The organism is Bacillus sp. OTU530 (genome assembly GCF_038440375.1).
This window is the reverse complement of the sequence record NZ_JASATP010000058.1, coordinates 1-19,560: the sequence shown is the minus strand read 5'-3', so window position 1 is coordinate 19,560 and position 19,560 is coordinate 1. Positions and strand designations below refer to the sequence as shown.

At 39.8% G+C, this 19,560-nt stretch carries 16 protein-coding genes; 10 read left to right on the top strand and 6 right to left on the bottom strand.

Annotated features, from left to right (window positions below; all coding sequences use genetic code 11):
• Position 1: 1 nt before the first annotated feature.
• Entirely contained in the window at positions 2-415 is a 414-nt protein-coding gene (locus AAHB12_RS26730; protein WP_342048277.1) for a vitamin K epoxide reductase family protein, read from the top strand.
• Positions 416-777: 362 nt separating this feature from the next.
• On the opposite strand, the gene AAHB12_RS26725 is transcribed toward AAHB12_RS26730, so the two are convergent.
• The 3 genes from AAHB12_RS26725 to helD form a co-directional block, all read right to left on the bottom strand.
• A complete protein-coding gene (locus tag AAHB12_RS26725; protein WP_342048276.1) occupies positions 778-1,470 on the bottom strand; it encodes a hypothetical protein in 693 nt (230 codons plus the stop codon).
• A gap of 748 nt (positions 1,471-2,218) precedes the next feature.
• Positions 2,219-2,725 (bottom strand): DUF3189 family protein, encoded by a 507-nt coding sequence (locus tag AAHB12_RS26720; RefSeq protein WP_342048274.1) that lies wholly within the window; start codon positions 2,723-2,725, stop codon positions 2,219-2,221.
• A gap of 136 nt (positions 2,726-2,861) precedes the next feature.
• Positions 2,862-5,204, bottom strand: coding sequence for an RNA polymerase recycling motor HelD (gene helD / locus AAHB12_RS26715; RefSeq protein ID WP_342048271.1), 2,343 nt, complete (start codon positions 5,202-5,204; stop codon positions 2,862-2,864).
• Between the two features lie 316 nt (positions 5,205-5,520).
• On the opposite strand from helD, the gene AAHB12_RS26710 reads away from it, so the two are divergent.
• Positions 5,521-6,732, top strand: a complete 1,212-nt coding sequence (locus tag AAHB12_RS26710) for a multidrug effflux MFS transporter (protein WP_342048270.1) — start codon at positions 5,521-5,523, stop codon at positions 6,730-6,732.
• Positions 6,733-7,121: 389 nt separating this feature from the next.
• Here AAHB12_RS26710 and gdhA read toward each other — a convergent pair whose 3' ends face one another.
• Positions 7,122-8,504 (bottom strand): NADP-specific glutamate dehydrogenase, encoded by a 1,383-nt coding sequence (gene gdhA, locus AAHB12_RS26705; protein WP_342048268.1) that lies wholly within the window; start codon positions 8,502-8,504, stop codon positions 7,122-7,124.
• 176 nt (positions 8,505-8,680) lie between these two features.
• Between gdhA and AAHB12_RS26700 the strand changes: the two genes are divergently transcribed.
• Positions 8,681-9,574, top strand: coding sequence for a LysR family transcriptional regulator (locus tag AAHB12_RS26700; protein ID WP_342048267.1), 894 nt, complete (start codon positions 8,681-8,683; stop codon positions 9,572-9,574).
• A gap of 90 nt (positions 9,575-9,664) precedes the next feature.
• Here AAHB12_RS26700 and AAHB12_RS26695 read toward each other — a convergent pair whose 3' ends face one another.
• Positions 9,665-10,501 carry an AraC family transcriptional regulator gene (locus AAHB12_RS26695; protein ID WP_342048265.1) on the bottom strand — a complete coding sequence of 279 codons (837 nt, stop codon included), beginning with the start codon at positions 10,499-10,501 and terminating at the stop codon, positions 9,665-9,667.
• 204 nt (positions 10,502-10,705) lie between these two features.
• Between AAHB12_RS26695 and AAHB12_RS26690 the strand changes: the two genes are divergently transcribed.
• From AAHB12_RS26690 to AAHB12_RS26670, 5 genes are all read left to right on the top strand, one after another.
• Positions 10,706-11,854, top strand: coding sequence for a Gfo/Idh/MocA family protein (locus tag AAHB12_RS26690; protein WP_342048263.1), 1,149 nt, complete (start codon positions 10,706-10,708; stop codon positions 11,852-11,854).
• Between the two features lie 15 nt (positions 11,855-11,869).
• On the top strand, positions 11,870-12,751 hold the full coding sequence (locus AAHB12_RS26685) for a sugar phosphate isomerase/epimerase family protein (protein ID WP_342048261.1): 882 nt from the start codon (positions 11,870-11,872) through the stop codon (positions 12,749-12,751).
• Positions 12,752-12,901: 150 nt separating this feature from the next.
• The gene (locus tag AAHB12_RS26680; RefSeq protein ID WP_342048259.1) at positions 12,902-13,852 is read left to right on the top strand and encodes a sugar ABC transporter substrate-binding protein; all 951 of its coding nucleotides are present in this window, start codon (positions 12,902-12,904) and stop codon (positions 13,850-13,852) included.
• Positions 13,853-14,024: 172 nt separating this feature from the next.
• Positions 14,025-15,515, top strand: a complete 1,491-nt coding sequence (locus tag AAHB12_RS26675; protein WP_342048258.1) for a sugar ABC transporter ATP-binding protein — start codon at positions 14,025-14,027, stop codon at positions 15,513-15,515.
• Between the two features lie 123 nt (positions 15,516-15,638).
• Positions 15,639-16,637 carry an ABC transporter permease gene (locus tag AAHB12_RS26670; protein ID WP_342048256.1) on the top strand — a complete coding sequence of 333 codons (999 nt, stop codon included), beginning with the start codon at positions 15,639-15,641 and terminating at the stop codon, positions 16,635-16,637.
• Positions 16,638-16,828: 191 nt separating this feature from the next.
• Here AAHB12_RS26670 and tnpB read toward each other — a convergent pair whose 3' ends face one another.
• Positions 16,829-17,929 (bottom strand): IS200/IS605 family element RNA-guided endonuclease TnpB, encoded by a 1,101-nt coding sequence (tnpB, locus tag AAHB12_RS26665; protein ID WP_342048254.1) that lies wholly within the window; start codon positions 17,927-17,929, stop codon positions 16,829-16,831.
• A 398-nt stretch (positions 17,930-18,327) separates the two neighbouring features.
• Here tnpB and AAHB12_RS26660 point away from each other — a divergent pair, with 398 nt between their 5' ends.
• On the top strand, positions 18,328-18,642 hold the full coding sequence (locus tag AAHB12_RS26660; protein WP_342048251.1) for a LacI family DNA-binding transcriptional regulator: 315 nt from the start codon (positions 18,328-18,330) through the stop codon (positions 18,640-18,642).
• Positions 18,643-18,651: 9 nt separating this feature from the next.
• Positions 18,652-19,326: a LacI family DNA-binding transcriptional regulator gene (locus tag AAHB12_RS26655; RefSeq protein WP_342048298.1), complete on the top strand. Its 675-nt coding sequence runs from the start codon at positions 18,652-18,654 to the stop codon at positions 19,324-19,326.
• Positions 19,327-19,560 lie beyond the last annotated feature (234 nt).

Below are 19,560 nucleotides of genomic sequence, written 5' to 3'. Positions count from 1 at the left end.
GATGACAAGGTTGTTTGGTCAAGTGGTTGCCGGCATTGGATGGGCGATTTCAGTTTATCTTTACTTTGCCAAACAGTTGGGAGGCTTTGTCTGTCCGGTTGGGGACTGCCAAACAGTGAATAGCAGCCAGTATGCGGAAATCGGTTCGATGCCGGTTTCCTTTCTGGGAATCTTGTTTTATTTGTCAGTATTTAGTTTATTATGCAAGATTCCGATTCTCTCTGATAAAATCACCCGGTTATTGCTCGGCATTCTTCTTAGTATTGGACTCATTTTTTCTATTTATTTAACTTATGCAGAACTCGTTTGGATACATGCAATTTGCTTTTGGTGTATAGTGTCTCTAGGATGCGTAGTTGTATTAAATATTTTATACTGGTTGGACTGCCGGAGAAGCATGTCTTCGGGTTATTAATAATCCAACTGCTTAGGAAACAGGAAGTACCATGCTATTTTGTATTCTGTCTTTTTATCCAAAATTAGATGAGAGCAGTGTTGAAGGTAGCAGCGAAAGATGGAACAGGAAATGTAAGTTCAGTAACAAAAATGGTTCTGGTGCAAAGATAATTGATAAAAAACGTAGGATATGAACTAGTATCAGTAGATTGCTTGCAATTGTATTGAGCTTTTTGCACCAGAATCCCCTGTGTTCGATTGGAGGATGTTTACCATAAAAAGGCTGAATCTGTTTGCTTTTCAATCTGTATCTTCAGGTTCAGACTATGAAAATCTTTGCCAGCTAACTAGTTGAATAGCCGACTGATAATAGAGCTACATTCAGGATTTTCCAGTGATGTAAGTGCTTGACTTTGTCTTCTGGTTGTTATTTTGGTTGCTTTGCTTCCATAAGCCTACCGCTATCCATAGACAACCAAGGGCGACAAGCAGTCCATGTGCCACTCGGAGCGGTTGCCCACCGAAGAATTGCGGAATATACAGCCACATTCCAAAAGCGAAGGGGATGCCGCTCCATTTCTGGTACCTGCCGGACTTCCAAATCGCGATAGCAAGTATAACCGCAGCAATGGCGAGTAGGAGGAGTCCTATCAGGAACATAACAAGACCTGCACCAGAACGAACGTCAGCTGCTAGGCTAATCAAAGCGGGGTTCTGTTGCTTTATTGCCTCTTGCCCTAAAGCGTGTAGACCGTACGCTTCTCCTCCATAAAAAGGCAAAGTTAGACCTATCCCTATCCAACACATGATGACAGACCAATACGCTAGCGACTTCACGGCTCCCTCTTGTAAGGAGTTATAAAACCCAAGTAAACCAAGCGGTAGTAGTGTGAAAGCGATCATGGCTAGAATATGCGCCACCAGCCATTCGGTAGAGGCGAAAGCTGCGGCGCCTTGTAAGGATGTTTCATTGGAAAAGGGACGGATCGCTGGGCAAAGTACAAATAATATTCCTGAAATCACGAGGGCTGCAGCACTAAGGTGGGAACGAGCCACCTGTGTCGATCCTGACATAAGCTTCATCTCCTTGGTCCAGTCATGTACTTAGTCATTATTGATTACTAAGTTAATAGCTATTGATTCTATATTACCTCAATTAAATAGATATTTAAGTATTTTTATGTAAAAATTTCATTAATTTTCCTTTTTATGCACTGATGTGGGTCTCTTACTCACTACATCTGATATAAGGACCAACCCAGAAATGGCAGTGAGGTTTGGAATAGATGAACAGCCCTCTGGATCTATTTGGAAGGCTATGTCGCACATTTGATTTGTTGTTTCTAAAAGAAAAAAGCTATATTGCTACATTACGTAGAAGTATAGCTTTTTTTTCTTTGTATTCGAACAATGTGTATCTTATACATATTAGTTTACGTAACATGGAATTATCGAGATTCAATATACATAAGAGCCTGCCAAAAGCTCTCTAATTAAGCGAACTGGAGGCTTTCGTGTTCACATAACCAATGTTATTGAACGTTAATTCTCATACATATATTTCATATTTTAAGGCATTCTATGGTTGTTTATATAAATCGCTAACTAACTTATAGCCATGGTGATAAAAAAACTAAAAAAGGAATTTAAAATATGAGAAATACGATAGACTCTGTTTTTCGGACGGTCACACTTATTACTTTGTACATAATAGTTACACTCAGCCAATTTGTTACCGGAAAGAAATAGCATAAAATGTAAATCAAATACAGGAAAACTAAGAGTTATCTATTGTTACAACATTACTGTACAATACAACCTGTTACTTAAAGGTTTTATTCTCTAATACAGTTACTTTTTCAGTCGTCGACTTTCCTATTTGTTTTGTGTGCTCAACCAGCCGAAGGATATTATTACAACATTGTTTGGCCCCTAAAATTAATAATGGTACACCGATGAAATCGATTTTTAACCTTCTGGAAAATAATCCTCCAATTGTCATAGCAAATGGAACAGTTGGTGATGTGTTGGAAAAAACGATATTTTCATGACATTGATACTTAACCTGCAATAATAGGCTTAGGTTTTTTAAGGCTGAAACAACATGTTTGGAGGCCCCTCGACCGATTGTATAAACAGAGTTTCCATCCTCATCTACTCCATGAAAAATAATCTTTCCCATATCAGAAGTAGTCAGCTTATTGAAATAGTCAACAGATAATATTTCTTCTTTAGTCAATTTTCGATCCGTAGGCAATTTTTTTAAATGATAAGCTGCTGCCAAAGAAGTGGTATGTGTTCCACCAAAATCATTATATATATAAATCACCGTATCATCCTTTGTGGTATTTATTTATACCTATTATCACCTTTTGTTTTGTCTGTTAATCAAAGCAGGTGCTTCTTTGGCTCTTATCATGTTAAATAGCAGTTGATTACAGTAAGAATCCCCGACCAGTCCCTTGTTAAGTCAAATTCAGAAGTAAGCTCTCTGGTGCAACGCTAAGCAAAAAGGGGCTCGGTTTGCCAACACTGTAAAGCTGCAAGTGATGCATAGCCCGGGTACAGGCAGTATAGAACAATCTGCGCAGGCTCTCATCACCATATACTTGCGCAGATGCGTCATAAATGATGACGGCGTCGAACTCGATGCCTTTAGCCAAATACGCCGGTATGACGACAACGCCCTGCTCGTATTCAAGCGAGCTGCTCTTTACAAGCTTAATGTCTTTGACGTTGCTTAGTGCCTCATATGCGGCGGTGCTTTCCGCAGCGGATTTGCATATAATCGCGATCGTATTATACTGCTGATTTTGCAAGTCTGTGACTTTGGAAGCGATGCAGCGGTGCAGTTCGGCGTGATCGGATAATTGCGTCAGCACAGGCTTCTCGCCATCACGTTCAAAGGGGGTAATCTGTTCGCCACCGGGCACGAGTCCGCGTGTAAATTCGACAATCGGCCTTGTGGATCTGTAGCTACGGGTCAAGTTGATTGCATCCGTTTCATCCGGTCCGTACAATCCGGTAAGCGTGTGGAAATCGACCATTTCGCTGGCATGGGCGAATATTGCCTGGTTAAAGTCGCCGAGTACAGTCATCTTTGCCGAAGGAAACAACCGTTTCAAAAACTCAAATTGAAACGGAGAATAATCTTGCGCTTCGTCTACAAGCACGTGTTTAATCGAGGTATTCGTCTGAAAGCCTTGAATCAGCTCTTTCAACAGTAAAAATGGGGTAGCATCTTCGTAAAAGAGCTTGTCTTCGTCCAGCATTTTTACTGTCGATAGGCAAATATTCGTCCACTCCTCGGGTGTGTTGCCCTCTATCCATGGTTTGATCCGCGTTGGCTCGGTGAAAAGCTGCTTGTATATTCCTTTAATGTCGACGAAACGAAGTGTGCGGATCCGTTCGCGCAGCGGCTTCAGCTTCTTACGAACGATTATTCGACCGAGCGCTTCGATCTCGCTCTCATAATTGTTAAGCGATTCTTCCGTCAAGCCGCGTTTTTTCAGTAAGTAGGTATAAGCCTTTTGATAATCCTCGTTGCTAAGCAGCTCAATTTCTTCCTGTACCCACGGCTTAGTCAGTTCATGTTTCTCCACTTCATTCATTCGTTCATTGAGCCAATCCGTCAATTTCTCAAGCCTGTTGTGAAAGCGGAGCGAGGTATCGCTGCTATAAAACTTTTCCACGATTTGCTTGGCGGGGACAATCGTTTTTCCTCTAAACTTAATTCCTTTGAATAACATGCCGGATAATTCCAGAGACTGTCTGTATGTTTTGAGCGTCTCGAAAAAACGGGTTGATGCTTTGAAGCGGATGCTCGCAGCCCTAGTCTGGTAGGAAGGGGTATCCGATGCAGTCAGCACATATTCCAATTGTTCGTAAGGATCCTCGACTTGAAATGTGTTGCTGAGCCGATGGTACAAGTACTCCTGGAATGTGACCTGCTGCATATTCTCTTCGCCGAGTTCGGGCAATACATTGGATACATAGCTGTTAAACATCGAGTTAGGCGAAAATAGGATGATTTGATCGGCTTTCAATCTATCTCGGTACTTGTAGAGCAAGTAAGCGATCCGCTGCAGGGCGGCCGATGTCTTGCCGCTGCCAGCCGCACCTTGCACAATGAGCAGCCGTCCGCGATCGTGCCGAATGATCCGGTTTTGCTCCCGTTGAATGGTAGCCACTATGCTGCGCATATGTGTGTCGGTGCCTTTGCCAAGTACCTGCTGTAAAATCTCGTCTCCAATAGTGAGACTGGTATCGAACATCGATTCGATAATGCCGCCGCGAATGATATATTGCCACTTTTTCTCCAGCTTGCCATGGATTACGCCTCCGGGTGTAGCATATTCGGCCGGACCGGGTGGGTAATCGTAGTAGATACTCGAGACCGGTGCTCGCCAGTCGTAGATAAGGAAGTTCTCTCCGCTTGTATCTGTGAGGGTGGAGATTCCGATATAGACTCGTTCCGCTGCGGAAGTTCCTTCTTCAATGAAATCGATTCGGCCGAAATAAGGCACCTCCTGCATACGGCGCAGTGCGGACAACCGCTTGAAGGCTTGCTTGTGGGTGCTTTGGCTTACGGATAGGACTTGAGCCTGTTGTCTCAAGCTGATGATTGTCTCCAGATAATCGTCGAAAGTATCTGTATTCACCTTAACTTCATCCCAAAAGTGTTTCCGGATATCAACCACTTCTTGCCGACGCCGAACGGTTTCGTCTTCCAACTTGCCGATTAGCTCCGTAATTGTCTCCATGACACTGTCCACTCGTTCTTGCTCCTGCCGCGATTCTTTGTTCATATCAAGCACTCCTTTAAAAAAATGAAAATAGGGATTGACTAAAGGGGGTTTTTAATGTAAAATAATAATTGGGATACTATGTCTTTATTTAAATTAAAGTGTGTTTCTATATCAATTTACCACAGTTTTTTATTTTTATCAATGGATTTGGCATGACTGCCATATGATAGATCATACTGATTGCAAATTTCACTTGTCTTATTTAGATGCTTAATGGCATCTTTTTCTTTTTTCAACGCTTCAATAGCTACAGGATAGAAGGATTCTTAAAGAGTTTAATAGAAAATCTTTGTTTTTACAGAAAGGCGAGAACAACTTGGAGAAATTAACTGGAAAAAAACGATTACAGCTTGCTATCCTTTTAGGTTCGCTTGCGTTTTTAGGACCTTTTACAATCGATACGTATTTGCCTTCATTTCCTACGATTGTAAAAGAATTTGATACTACAGCATCTTTAGTGCAAATTAGTTTAACTACATGTTTATTAGGTTTAGGATTGGGGCAATTGATTATTGGCCCAATGAGTGATGTTCAAGGCCGACGTAAACCATTACTTATCTTTTTGATTTTATATTTAATTGCTTCATTAACATGTGCATTTGCACCGAATATTTATTTCTTTATCACTAGTCGCTTTATACAAGGTTTTGCAGCAGCAGGTGGACTTGTTATTTCCAGGGCAGTTGTACGGGATGTATATAGCGGCAGGGAGCTAACTAAGTTTTTTGCGTTATTGATGGTAGTAAACAATCTCGGTCCTATTGCTGCACCTATTGTTGGGGGCAGTATCTTAGCTTTTACAGATTGGACGGGAGTTTTTCTTGTTTTGGCTTGTATTGGTATAGTGTTGTTCTTAACTACTGCATGGAAATTAGAAGAAACTTTACCACAAGAGAAACGTATGCCAAGTAACTTTTCTCAAATATTGAAGAATTTTGGGTCGTTATTAAAAGATCGTCAATTCACAGGCTACGCACTTACACAAGGTTTTATTATTGCGGGAATCTTTGCTTATGTGTCGGGTACTCCTTTTGTCTATCAAAATATTTATGGGGTGTCTCCTCAAGTATTCAGTCTATTATTTGGAATAAATGGGATTGCTTTAATGGTTGGAAGCCATTTGGTTGGCCGCTATACAGATGTCATTTCAGAGAAAACTCTTTTGAAAATAGGTTTATTTGTTTCTACCTTATCTAGTATTGTGTTACTAATAGCTCTTATGTTAAAAGCGCCGCTGTTAGCTGTCGTTATTCCTATATTCTTTTTAGTAAGTTCCCTTGGAGTTATTGCTACGACTTCTTTTTCATTAGCGATGGAGACACAAGGACATATTGCCGGAAGCGCCTCTGCATTATTAGGTTTATTGCCATTTGTGCTTGGTTCATTGGCTGCTCCGCTTGTGGGAATAGCAGGTGAACATACAGCTGTTCCAATGGGAGTGGTTATTTTTTCAGCTAGTTTTTTGGCACTCGTTTCTTATTATGGATTAGTCCGAAAAACTTCTTTAGCAGTACAAGCTTCAAGGTAAAAGTTTATACTCTTCATATCTGATCGGGGACAAAGCCCATGTCAGCTGACATGGGCTTTGTTGTTTTTTATTTGAATTTAACATAAAAAATCTTTAACTTTGTTTTTATGGAAGACAAGAGCAGGATAATTTAACGAAAGAGTAGCAAGAGTTTACCAAGGTCATGTGAAGAAGAGAGGATGAAAAAAGCATCGAGTAGGGCAGGGAGGGGTTAGTACAGATGTCCTGGGATCTAGTTTTAAAGATTACTCGTCACTGTAATTTCAATTACCGTAATAATAAATTTAAAAAAACAAAACAACTAATGACCATTTAATAGATCGAATCGGAGTTCATGCCCCCAATGCCTTACTGCAATGGGGGAGAGACACCTTTATTATAATAAAATATTAAATAACACCTTGCTCAATCATAGCATCAGCTACTTTTACAAATCCGGCAATGTTTGCACCGACAACAAGGTTACCAGGAGCGCCGTATTCTTGAGCAGCTTTCTTGCTATTCTGATATATGTTTTTCATAATCGCGTGTAATTTGCTATCGACTTCTTCAAACGCCCAAGAGAGTCTAGCGCTATTTTGAGCCATTTCTAATGCTGATACAGAAACACCGCCAGCATTCGCCGCTTTAGCAGGGGCAAATAAAACATTGTTTTCCAAGAAAATCTCGACAGCTTCTAATGTAGAAGGCATGTTTGCACCCTCACCAATTGCTTTTACTCCATTAGAAACTAATAGTTCTGCAGACGCTTGATCGATTTCATTTTGAGTAGCACATGGTAAAGCGATATCGCATGGCACTATCCAAATTCCATTGCAATTTTCTGTATAAATCGCTTGAGGATGATCAGTTACATAAGCACTTATACGTTGCTTTTCTACTTCTTTAATGCGTTTAACGGTCTCTAAGTTAATGCCATTTCCATCATAAATATATCCATTGGAGTCGCTGCATGCCACTACTTTAGCACCTAGCTGCATCGCTTTTTCCATCGCATAGATGGAAACATTTCCTGATCCTGATACAACAACCGTACTGCCTTCAAAGCTAAGATTCCGATCTTGTAACATTTCTTCAACGAAGTAAACTGTGCCGTATCCAGTCGCCTCTTTACGAGCTAAACTTCCGCCGTAACCAATGCCTTTTCCAGTTAAAACGCCTGCTTCAAAGCCGCCACGCATTTTTTTATACTGTCCAAATAAAAAGCCAATTTCTTTACTTCCAACACCGATGTCACCAGCTGGAACATCTGTATCAGGTCCGATATATTTGCTAAGCTCTGTCATGGAGCTTTGACAAAAACGCATAATTTCTCCATCTGATTTTCCTTTAGGGTCAAAATCGGAACCACCTTTGCCGCCGCCAATTGGTTGACCCGTTAAAGAGTTTTTAAAAATTTGCTCAAACCCTAAAAATTTAATAATACTCGCGTTGACAGATGGATGAAATCTTAATCCACCCTTATATGGACCAATTGCACTGTTATATTGGACGCGAAATCCGCGGTTCACCTTAATATTTCCTTGGTCATCAACCCACGGTACACGAAAAGAGATGACTCTCTCAGGTTCAACGATTCTTTCGAGGATGGCGTGCTGGATATATTCAGGTTTCTTAGCGAGAACCGGTATCAAAGACTCGAACACTTCTTTAACTGCTTGATGAAACTCACTTTCATTGGGATTTCTTTTTTTAACGGTTTCAAATACTTGGTTAACATAATTTTGCACACTTTCTGTATGCGTTGATTGATCTTTTTCAAGTGTTATCATGTATATTAGTCTCCTATTTATTGGTTAATAATAGAAATTTAAAAAATATTCTTATGATTAGGTATTTGCAACGTTGCTATTATAGAATATTTTATAGTCAAACAAATAATCGAATCAATATAAAGAAACGATAATATTAATGCGTTTTTTGCATTAAGAGATGAGGGGGATATAAAGTGGACTTTAGACAAATCCGCTATTTTATGGAAGTTGCTATTCGCGAACATGTAACCGAGGCCGCAGATTCTTTACATGTAGCACAATCTTCTGTAAGCAGACAAATTGTAAATTTAGAAAATGAATTAGGAGTCGATTTGTTTATCAGAGACGGACGGAGGGTTCGTTTAACGCCAATCGGAAAAATATTTTTTGAACGGATGAAGCATGCCATGAATGTGATGGATGATGCGAGACGTGAGGTTGAAGAATATTTAGATCCGGAAAAAGGAACCGTGCGCATTACATTTCCAATTAGCTTAGCTGCACATACATTACCAACCGTGATCTATGCATTTAGAATGCGCTATCCAGAAGCTAAATTTCAGCTGAAACAAGCACTTTACCGCGACTTAATCACCAATGTTATTAAAGGAGATTTTAATCTCGCACTAATGGGTCCACTGCCTTTGGAAGAAAAAAAGCTGCAACAAAAACCATTATTTACGGAAAATATTTTGGCTCTTTTGCCACTTCACCACCCGCTTGCGAAAAGGTCCTCCCTAAGACTTCGGGAACTAGCAGAAGAACCATTCGTTTTATTACCTGAAGGTTATATCTTTCGAGATCTTGTTGTGAATGCTTGTCAGGAGCTGGGCTTTACGCCGCACGTTGCCTTTGAGGGGGATGATATTGATGCATTAAAAGGATTGGTTTCAGCTGGTCTCGGTGTTACTCTCATGCCAGAAGTCACATTAGTCGATAGCTTTCCACGCTCAACAGTGAAAATACCATTGGTTGAACCAAATGTAACAAGAACAGTAGGCGTGATCACTCCGAAAGAACGGATGCTGCTTCCAACAGAAAAGTTATTTTATAATTTTCTTCAGGAATTTTTCGAGAGATCCGATTAAACAAAGAGCAATTCCATGCAGTTGTTCCTTTCATGGAATTGCTGGCTGCTCTGCATTCTCAGTTCGTTTGGATAGTGAGTGAAGCGTTTTCTAAAATTGGATTTCGCGAAACTGCTTTGGTGTTAGGTTCGTATGCTTTTTAAATGTTGTCATAAAGTGGGTGTCACTATTGAATCCTGCTGCAATAGAGATCTCCTTAATGGACAGCTGGGTGTTATGAAGCAATTTTTTCGCATAGTTTATCCGAAAGTTAATAACGTATTCATACGGTGAGTATCCGGTATATTTTTTAAATACACGTGAAAAATGAAAAGGGGTTAAATTGACATAATGCGCTAATTCCTTCAGATTGATCTCTAGATTAAAATGACTTTCAATATATGCAATGGCTTTTAGGATAATTTTTTCTTGAATATCTGTTGATTCATTTGAGATCTCATTCAATTCGTACATAATTTTATGAATGTTCATCGAAATAAAATGCTCATTGATATTGCCTTTTTCGGCCATAAGAAGAATTTGACTCATGCATTCTGGAATAACAAAATTATTCTCGATTGAAAAAACGCAGCCATTTTTCTCAAAGAGAAAATCAAAATAATGCTGACTAGAAATGCCCGAAAAGTGAAACCATTCGAAGAGCAGATTTTCATTTGCTCGGTACATATGCGGTTGATGGCAATTGAGAAAAACGAGAGTGTTTTTTGGCGCTTGAAATTCCTGATCTCCATACCTAACGGTCATGGACCCTCTTCTAATCAACATAATAAGATAGTTGCTGTAATTGTCTCTTTCCACAACATATTTATCGTTACAGTGGAATAGTCCAGAATCATGCAAACAGTAAAGCGCATTCTTCGCAAATTCACTGGGAATATGAAAGAAGACTTCAGATTGATGTAACACACCTTTTTCAATGATCTTCATAGTGTTCTCCTTTAATTCAAAATGAATTATACATTTAATCATAAAATTATAGTAATTAAAAAATGTAAAAAATCCCCTCGTAAATATCATAGCAATATTATTAAGTAAATAAGCAACATCACTTAGTGTATTTACATTTTTATTATATTAAACTGAGGTAGAGAAAAGCAATAAGTAATAGTAACGATAAAAGGGGAGAGACGTATGAAGGAAGTAAGAATAGGACTTGTTGGTGCTGGATGGATGGGGAAGGCTCATACCAACTCTTTTGCAAACGCTTTAATGTTATTTGGACCTGAATTTGGAAAACCTGTTTTTGAAGTGGTAGCTGACGTAAATGTTGAGGCAGCTAAGCTGGCATGCGAAAAGTTTGGATTCTCAAGATGGGCTGAGAGCTGGCAAGAAGTTGTTACGGATCCACAGGTTGATGTTGTCGATATTGCTACACCGAATGCTTTCCACTATGAGGTTGCAAAAGCAGCTTTGGAAAACGGTAAACACGTGTATTGTGAAAAACCACTTACCCTTTCTGCAGAGCAATCAAAAGAATTAGCTGCACTTGCTAAACAAAAGGGCGTTGTGAATTATGTTGGGTATAACAATGTTATGAATCCTGCAAACGCTTATATTAAAGAACTTGTTTCTTCTGGAAAACTCGGCAAAATTATGAGATTCTCTGGAACGTACGATCAGGATGGATTGCTAGATCCAACATTGCCAATCACATGGCGTCATATTAATAAACATTCCGGAAGCGGTGCGCTCGGTGACCTTGGCTCTCATCTACTTAGTATTTCCCAGTTTATCCTTGGTGATATCAATAATGTAAACGCTTTATCTAAGATTGTGATCCCTCAAAGACCAAAACAAGCGGGTTCCTCCGAGCTTGCTGATGTAGAAAATGATGACTTAATTACGATTCTTGCCGAATATGAAAATGGAGCAGTCGGTACGATCGGGGCAAGCCGTGTTGCGACAGGACGCAAAAATTATCTAGCATTTGAAATTCAGGGCACTGAGGGTTCTGTCTACTATTCACTGGAAAGAATGAACGAAGTAAATGTGTACTTTACGTCCGATGACAGTGCTGACAGAGGTTTCAGAAATGTATTTCTTGGACCTGATCATAAAGGATACAGCACTTTCTATCCTGCATCCGGAATTGCAATCGGATACAATGACATGAAAGTGTTAGAAGCGCATGAATTGCTTTCCGCTATTACAGCAGGTACACCATACGCGTGTGATTTTGAGTTTGGCTGGAAGATTGATAGAACGGTAGACGCTATCTTAAAATCTGCCGCAGAAAAGCAATGGGTAGAAGTAGAAAAGAAATACGAAGACGTTATGTAAATGAGGAGAGAGAATATGAACATTAAAATTGGTACAGCACCAGATTCTTGGGGAGTATGGTTTCCAGAAAATGAAAAACAGACACCTTGGGAAAGATGTATGAATGAAATGGCTGAGTCTGGATATGCAGGGATTGAGTTAGGACCATGGGGATACCTTCCTAATGAGTACGATAGATTAAAAGAAGAACTTGAGAAGCGAAATCTTGAATTAACCGCAACAACGCTTGTGGGCGATCTTACATCCGATCGTAAGACAGAGGAACTGATTGCTTTACTCGATGAGATGGCGGAGCTTCAATTACGATTTGACAGTGCAAAATACGTGGTTTTAATTGACGATTGCTATACAGATCTGTTTACCGGTGAATTGGTAGGACCACAATTCCTAAACGATGCTGAGTGGGACAAATTTATCACTAACATCCTAAAAATACGGGATCACGCGAAAGCCAATTATGGTTTAGAAGTGGTGTTTCACCCGCATGCTCAAAGCCATATTGAAACGGAAGAGCAAATTGAAAAACTCTTGCAGGATACGGATATTAATCTCTGCCTAGATACAGGCCATCATGCGTATGCAGATGGAGATCCAGTTGCCTTTATGAGAAAGCATCATAAACGAATTCCGTATCTTCACTTGAAAAGCTGTGATTTAAAGGTAAGAGAAAGAATGCAAGAAGAGAACTGGTCCTTTGCGAAAGCGGTGAGTGAGGATATTATGTGCGAGCCTGAACTAGGTGTGGTGGATATGACAGCCTTCGTGAAAGTATTAGAGGATATCGACTTTACCGGTTGGGCCATCGTGGAACAGGATATGTATCCTGCGCCTTTCGAGAAACCATTCCCAATCGCGAAAAGAACAAGAGAATATTTAACAAAAATCGGCATGGATTGATGTTTAAGCAATTATCAGTAACAGTATTGTCTATTTGTGAATGATTTATTTGAGAATGGGGGCGAATGTAATAAGAAAACGCTACCAAAAAGGGTATTGTAAAGTTTAAAAGATTTGGATTTTACATTAAAAAAGGGGGTAATGTTTCTTATGAAAATGAAGGCATTTATTTCTATAATGATTTGCGGTTTACTCCTGTTAGCCGGTTGTGGTTCTTCATCAACGGCAGGTAAGCAAGAAGGGAAAATTGTTATTGGGGTTTCACTCCAAAGTTTTAATGATAAATTTACCACTTACATTATGGAAGGTATAAAAGAGGTAAGTAAGAACAACAAAGATATTAAAATCGTTTATGTAGATGCACAGAATGATTCTTCGAAGCAACTGGCTCAAGTAGAAAATTTTATTCGACAAGAAGTTAATGCCATTATCGTGAAACCAGTTGATACAGAGGCAATGACTCCTATGCTAGAACAGGCAAAAGACGCTAAAATTCCACTTATCGGTGTAAATGCCTTGTTTAAAGGGGTTAAGGATGCTGCGTCTTTTGTAGGGTCTGATTCAAAAGAAGCTGGAATTCTTGAAATGGAAGGTGTAGCAAAACTTCTAAATGGAAAAGGGAATATTGCTATCATGAATGGCGGATTAGGCCATGAGGCTCAAATTAACAGAACAGCTGGATATAAAGAGGTTATTGCTAAATATCCTGATATGAAAATTGTATCAGAAGGTACAGCAGAATGGGATCGTTCAAAAGCAATGAATTTAATGGAAAACTGGCTAAGCTCTGGTCGAAAGATTGACGCAGTTGTAGCTAATAATGATGAAATGGCTATTGGAGCACAAAATGCTATTGAAGCGGCTGGGAAACAAGATCAAATTGTTGTAGCTGGAGTTGATGCTACACCGGACGCTTTGGACGAAATAAAATCTGGAAGTCTCGATTTAACGGTATTCCAAGATGCAAAAGGACAAGGAAGTCTGGCGATTGAAACAGCTATTAAGATTGCTAAAGGAGAAAAAGTTGAAAAGCTTAATTGGATACCTTATGAAGTAGTTACGAAGGATAATGTTGATCAATTTATTCAAAAATGGAAATAAAATTGTGTGAACAGCTATCAGGGACACGGATAGGTGTCATTTGAGGAATTACAAAAGATAACGTTAACACTTACGGAAAGGTATGGGAACGAAGTCAGTAATTTGGTAATATGAGGGACTGCTAATTTTTATTAGACAGTCCTTCTCTTTTAACTATTGGGGGTGGGTAAAAATGGGCATAGAATATATTTTAGAGCTGGATGGTATTACAAAGGAATTTCCAGGTGTAAAGGCTCTCGACAATATTCAACTGAAGGTACGAAAAGGAACAGTTCATGCCTTAATGGGAGAAAATGGTGCTGGTAAATCCACCTTAATGAAGATTATTTTCGGTGTATATACTCCTGATAGGGGTGCGATTAAATTTAAAGGACAAGAAGTGCAAATTGCTGGTCCTAAGGATGCCTTAAACAAAGGGATTTCGATGATTCATCAGGAATTAAGCCCTGTGCCGGACATGACAATTGCGGAAAATATTTATCTCGGTCGTGAACCCATGCATGGCAAAACGGGCTGGGTCAATAAGAAAAAAATGATAGCGGATACAGAAAAGTTATTCCAGTCCCTGCAGATTGATTTGAATCCGCGAACCAAAATGCGGGAGCTGAGCGTTGCAAATATGCAGATGGTCGAGATTGCAACAGCGATTTCCTATAATGCCGATCTAATTATTATGGACGAGCCAACTTCGGCCATTACAGATAAGGAAGTTGATCATCTGTTCAGCATTATTGATTCCTTGGTGAAAAAAGGTGTTTCCATTATCTATATTTCTCACAAAATGGATGAGATCTTTAAGATTTGCGACGATATTACGGTATTCCGTGATGGGCAGTATGTAGGCGCAAAGCCAGCAAGCGAATTAAATCAAGATACTTTGATTCAAATGATGGTAGGCCGCGAAATTAAAGCGGTGTTCTATAAGGAGCCGTCCGAAATTACAGACGTTGTCCTAACGGTAAAAAACCTGTCTAGAGAAGGCAAATTCCAAAATGTCAACTTTGAGGTGCGCAAAGGGGAAATCCTTGGAGTCGCAGGGCTGATGGGATCTGGGAGAACCGAGATTATGGAAAGCATTTTCGGAATTGATCCTCCGACCTCCGGTGAAATTTATATGCATGGCAAGCAGGTGAAAATCAATTCACCGAAGGAAGCGATCCGTCATAAAATCGGCTTATTAACAGAAGACAGAAAGCTGACAGGTGCATTCCTGCCGCTGTCGATCCGGGAAAACATGATTATGTCCAATATTGATAATCTCTCAAAAATTGGCTATCTAAATAACAGCCTAGTGAAAAAAGTATGCAACGAGCAGGTAGAGAAATTAAGAGTAAAAACACCTCATTTAAACCAGCTTATTATGAACCTAAGCGGAGGGAACCAGCAAAAGGTACTGATTGCCCGTTGGCTGCTCAATGATCCTGATGTATTGATCTTAGATGAACCAACACGCGGTGTAGACGTTGGAGCAAAGGCTGAGATACATAAGGTGATGTCGAAGCTGGCACAGGAGGGAAAAGCAATTATTATGATTTCCTCTGAATTGCCAGAGGTGTTAGGAATGAGTGATAGAGTCATTGTGATGCATGAAGGAATTCAGAAAGGCGAGCTACGCAGAGAAGAAGCGAACCAGGAAAGAATTCTAGAAGTTGCATACCAATAAAGAAGACAAACATGCAGTTGCATTCATAATTTGTTCTGACAATTTCCTGCTGCGTAGAATCTATTCATGGCTGAAAATTTATAAATTCTTGAAAGTATACAATCCCTTGAAGGAGGAGTAGCAATGAAAACGCAAGAAAGTGCTGTAAGCAACCCGACGGTGCTTGCAAATTCGGTTAACAGAAAGAAGCAAATCTCAGCAATATTGAATAAGTACGGAATTGTATTCATCTTTATTGCAATGTGTATTTTAATGTCAATTTTATCACCGGCCTTTTTAAACGTAAATAACTTGATTAATGTTGTACGACAAATTTCTTTCATCGGTATTGTGGCAATGGGGATGACAATGGTCATTATTACAACAGGGGTCGACTTATCTCCGGGTTCGGTTATTGCTCTTGTATCTGTGGTCGCTGCAAGCTATGCACATCCGGGTGAATATCCATTATTTGTTCCGCTTTTAATCGGTATGGCAATTGGAGCAGCAGCAGGATTCATTAATGGTGCGATTTCTGCAAAAGGAAAAATCCCTCCGTTCATCGCGACATTAGGAATGATGACAGCGGCGAGAGGTTTAGCGCTTCTGTATTCAGATGGAAGACCAATCGGAAACTTATCAGAGTCCTTCATGTTTATCGGAAAAGGTACAATCGCTGGTATTCCTTTCCCAATCCTGATCTTCATCGTCATGGGTATTATTTCCCATATCATGTTAAGCCAAATGAGATTTGGTAAGTACACATACGCAATCGGCGGAAATGAACAAGCTGCACGTATTTGCGGGATTCCAGTCGATCGCTACAAAATTATGATTTTCACATACGCAGGTCTTTTAGCAGGTATTGCAGGTTTGATGTTAACAGCACGTATTTCTGCGGGACAGCCGAGCCTTGGATTAATGTATGAACTGGATGCAATTGCCGCTGCGGTTATCGGCGGAACGAGCTTAAATGGCGGAATTGGTACGATTCCAGGAACAATGATTGGTGCTTTGATCATCGGGGTTTTAAACAACGGACTTGACTTGATGAACGTATCCTCCTACTGGCAGCAAATTTTAAAGGGAGCGATTATCGTAGCAGCAGTTCTTCTAGACTCCCGTAAAAACAAAAAGGCGTAGATAATCTTGGAGGAGCCGACTGTTAATAAAATAAGGCAATTTTGAATTACCCCCAGTTACTCACTACGTTCGTTGAACGTGGGAGATTCCTAAGTACAGAAGCCTCTCGGCTCCTAATGAATTAGGCTACGCCCGTCATTCCGACGGTTGGCAGTCCAAACGACTTTGTAGCAAGTCTCCTGCAAGGTGAATCAGTTTGCAATTGCTAAGTCCTTTATATTTTTGGAAGCATTGATGTCAGCGTTGTCTTCATGACCGCAAGATACACACTTGAATGAGGCTTGTGTTTTACGGTTCTCTTTCGCTGTATGACCGCATACATTGCATGTTTGTGACGTACAATGTGGATTCACAGCTATGACTTGCTTCCCATACCACTTTGCTCTGTATTCCAGCATCTTGCGAAATTGCGACCATGATACTTCGTTAATTGCTTTTGCAAGATTGCCGTTTTTGAGCATGTTTGCTACCTGTAAATCTTCAATCGCTATGACATCGTGGTTTTTGATGATGTGCGTTGAAATTTTGTCCAAGTAGTCCTTTCTCGCATGAGCAATCCGTTCATGAATGCGTGCTACCTTGATACGTTGTTTATTCCAATTGGAAGAACCTTTCTTACGTCTGGACAGAATGCGCTGTGCATGAGCCAACTTCTCCTCTAATGTGCGAAACCATTTTGGATTGGTAAACACTTCACCATTGGAAAGGATGGCAAAGTTTTTTAAACCCACATCAATTCCAACACTGGAATGAGTTTTAGACAGTTCCTGCACTTCTGTTTCGACTAACAAGGATACAAAGTACTTGCCAGAAGGAGTTCGTCTGACAGTAGCGTTCAGGATACGCCCTTGCACCTCACGACTGTTTGCAAAACGAACCCAACCTAACTTCGGCAATTTCATACGATTGCCTGCAATACTTACTTCAGGAAGCTGATTCTTCTTTTCAATATTTGTCGTGTAAGATTGCACCTTATTTTTCTTACTTTTAAAACGTGGGGCTTCATTTTGCTTCTGAAAGAAACGGTCAAAGGAGTCTGCAAGATGTTTCAAGGATGATTGCATAGAATGTGAATCAACCTCTTGTAACCAAGTGAATTCTTTTTTTAGTTGTGTAAGTTGGGAAGAGCAAGCACTATAGGATAAACCTTTTCCTGTTGCTTGATATGTCTCGTTCCACAAAGAAAGGAAGCGATTGAAGACAAAACGACTGCAGCCAATTGTTTTCGCAATCAGCACTTCTTGTTCTTTATTTGGATATAAACGAAACTTATATGCTTTGTTGATGAACATTCTCTTCACCTCGTCTCTTTCCAAGATAACAAGCGATCATACGTTCTGGTTATATTTTAACAAATTCCAGTACACGATGAAAGAATTTTTTGCTTCGCAAAGCTGAAATTCACCCCCCTACTTATTTCTGGGCTCATCCCCTTCAAGATATTGAAGTAGGGGTACTCTTTCAGCAAAATCTGATAGAAACTAAAAAATAAAAGGGTAAGAGATGGAGATGGTGTGTTAGTTCAAAGCTATCACCCGTTGGTAATGATTAATTAAAAATGATTAGGCTATCCAAGGAGGGTTCCTTGGATAGTCTATATTTCACTGTAAGAAAGGATAAATTCCCAGCTAGCGGTTAATTCGACGTAGCAGGGAATTTTAGGAACACAGTGTAATAAGAGAGGTGAGAAATGAGACCGACAATATATGATGTTGCTCAGAAAGCAGAAGTTTCTATGTCTACTGTTTCCATGGTAATGAATAATAAGGGTTCAATTAGTGATGCTACAAGGAAAAAAGTAATGAAGGTCTTGGAAGAATTACAATTCACGTCAAGTAGGTCATCCATTGTATTGAAAAAGAGGTCCGCTTATACGGTAGGATTGCTTATTCCAAATCTAGAAAATCCGTTATTTGTAGAGATCACAAGAAATGTCTGCCAGCGTGGACATGAATTGGGATTATCTGTTGTTATATGCAATACAGAAAATGATGCAGAAAAGTAAGTACAGTATATTACCCGTTTAAAGGAGAAAAATCTCGATGGGCTTATTTTGGCAGGCGGGTTTGAAAATGATACGATTTTGCAGGAAGTAGTAGGTGAAGGACTACCCATTGTGCTAATTGGCCAAAATATTCCTTCTCTTGGTGTAGATAGTGTCCATGTTGATGACTGTTTAGGCGGCTATCAGGTGACTGAACATTTTTTATCACTAGGACATCAAACGATTGCAGTTTTTGCTGAAAACACAAGGAGTAGTAAAGAGCGCTTACACGGGTATCGTCAGGCTATAAAGGATGCAGGTTTAGAATATAATGAGAGTTTGGTTTTTGTTTGTGATTCTACTGTAAGTAGTAAACACTTTGCAAAACAAACACTAGGTCTTATCAACCGTCCAACTGCTATTTTCGCTTGTAATGATTTGTTGGCAGTCGGTATCATGCAAGGGGCAAAGGAACGGGGGCTAAGGGTACCTCATGATTTATCCATTATTGGGTTTGATAATACGATTTTATCTAGAAGCATTGATCCTCCGCTTACCTCAGTAGATCAACCTATTGAAGAGATGGGACGTCAGGGAATAGATTTACTAATTGAAAGAATCGAAGGAAACGAAAAAACAAAGAGGCAGGTTATATTATTTCCAAAAGTCATTTTTCGAAATTCAACGAAAACCCATCCAATTTAACTTTAGTATCATCAGGTGTTATACTAAAAATGGACATGCCAAATAACCTTCCATTAAGAAAATGGAAGGTTTTGGTTTTTGTGTGGATTTGTTATTTATTCTTATGAAAACATTATTTCGCACGCAATTCGTTAGGGGACAAGCAATGGATTCTCCTGGAGTGCAGCGAAGAAGGAATTCTGTCCTAGAGTGAGTCAAGAACATGTTTTGGTATAGACCCGATTTTATTTACTA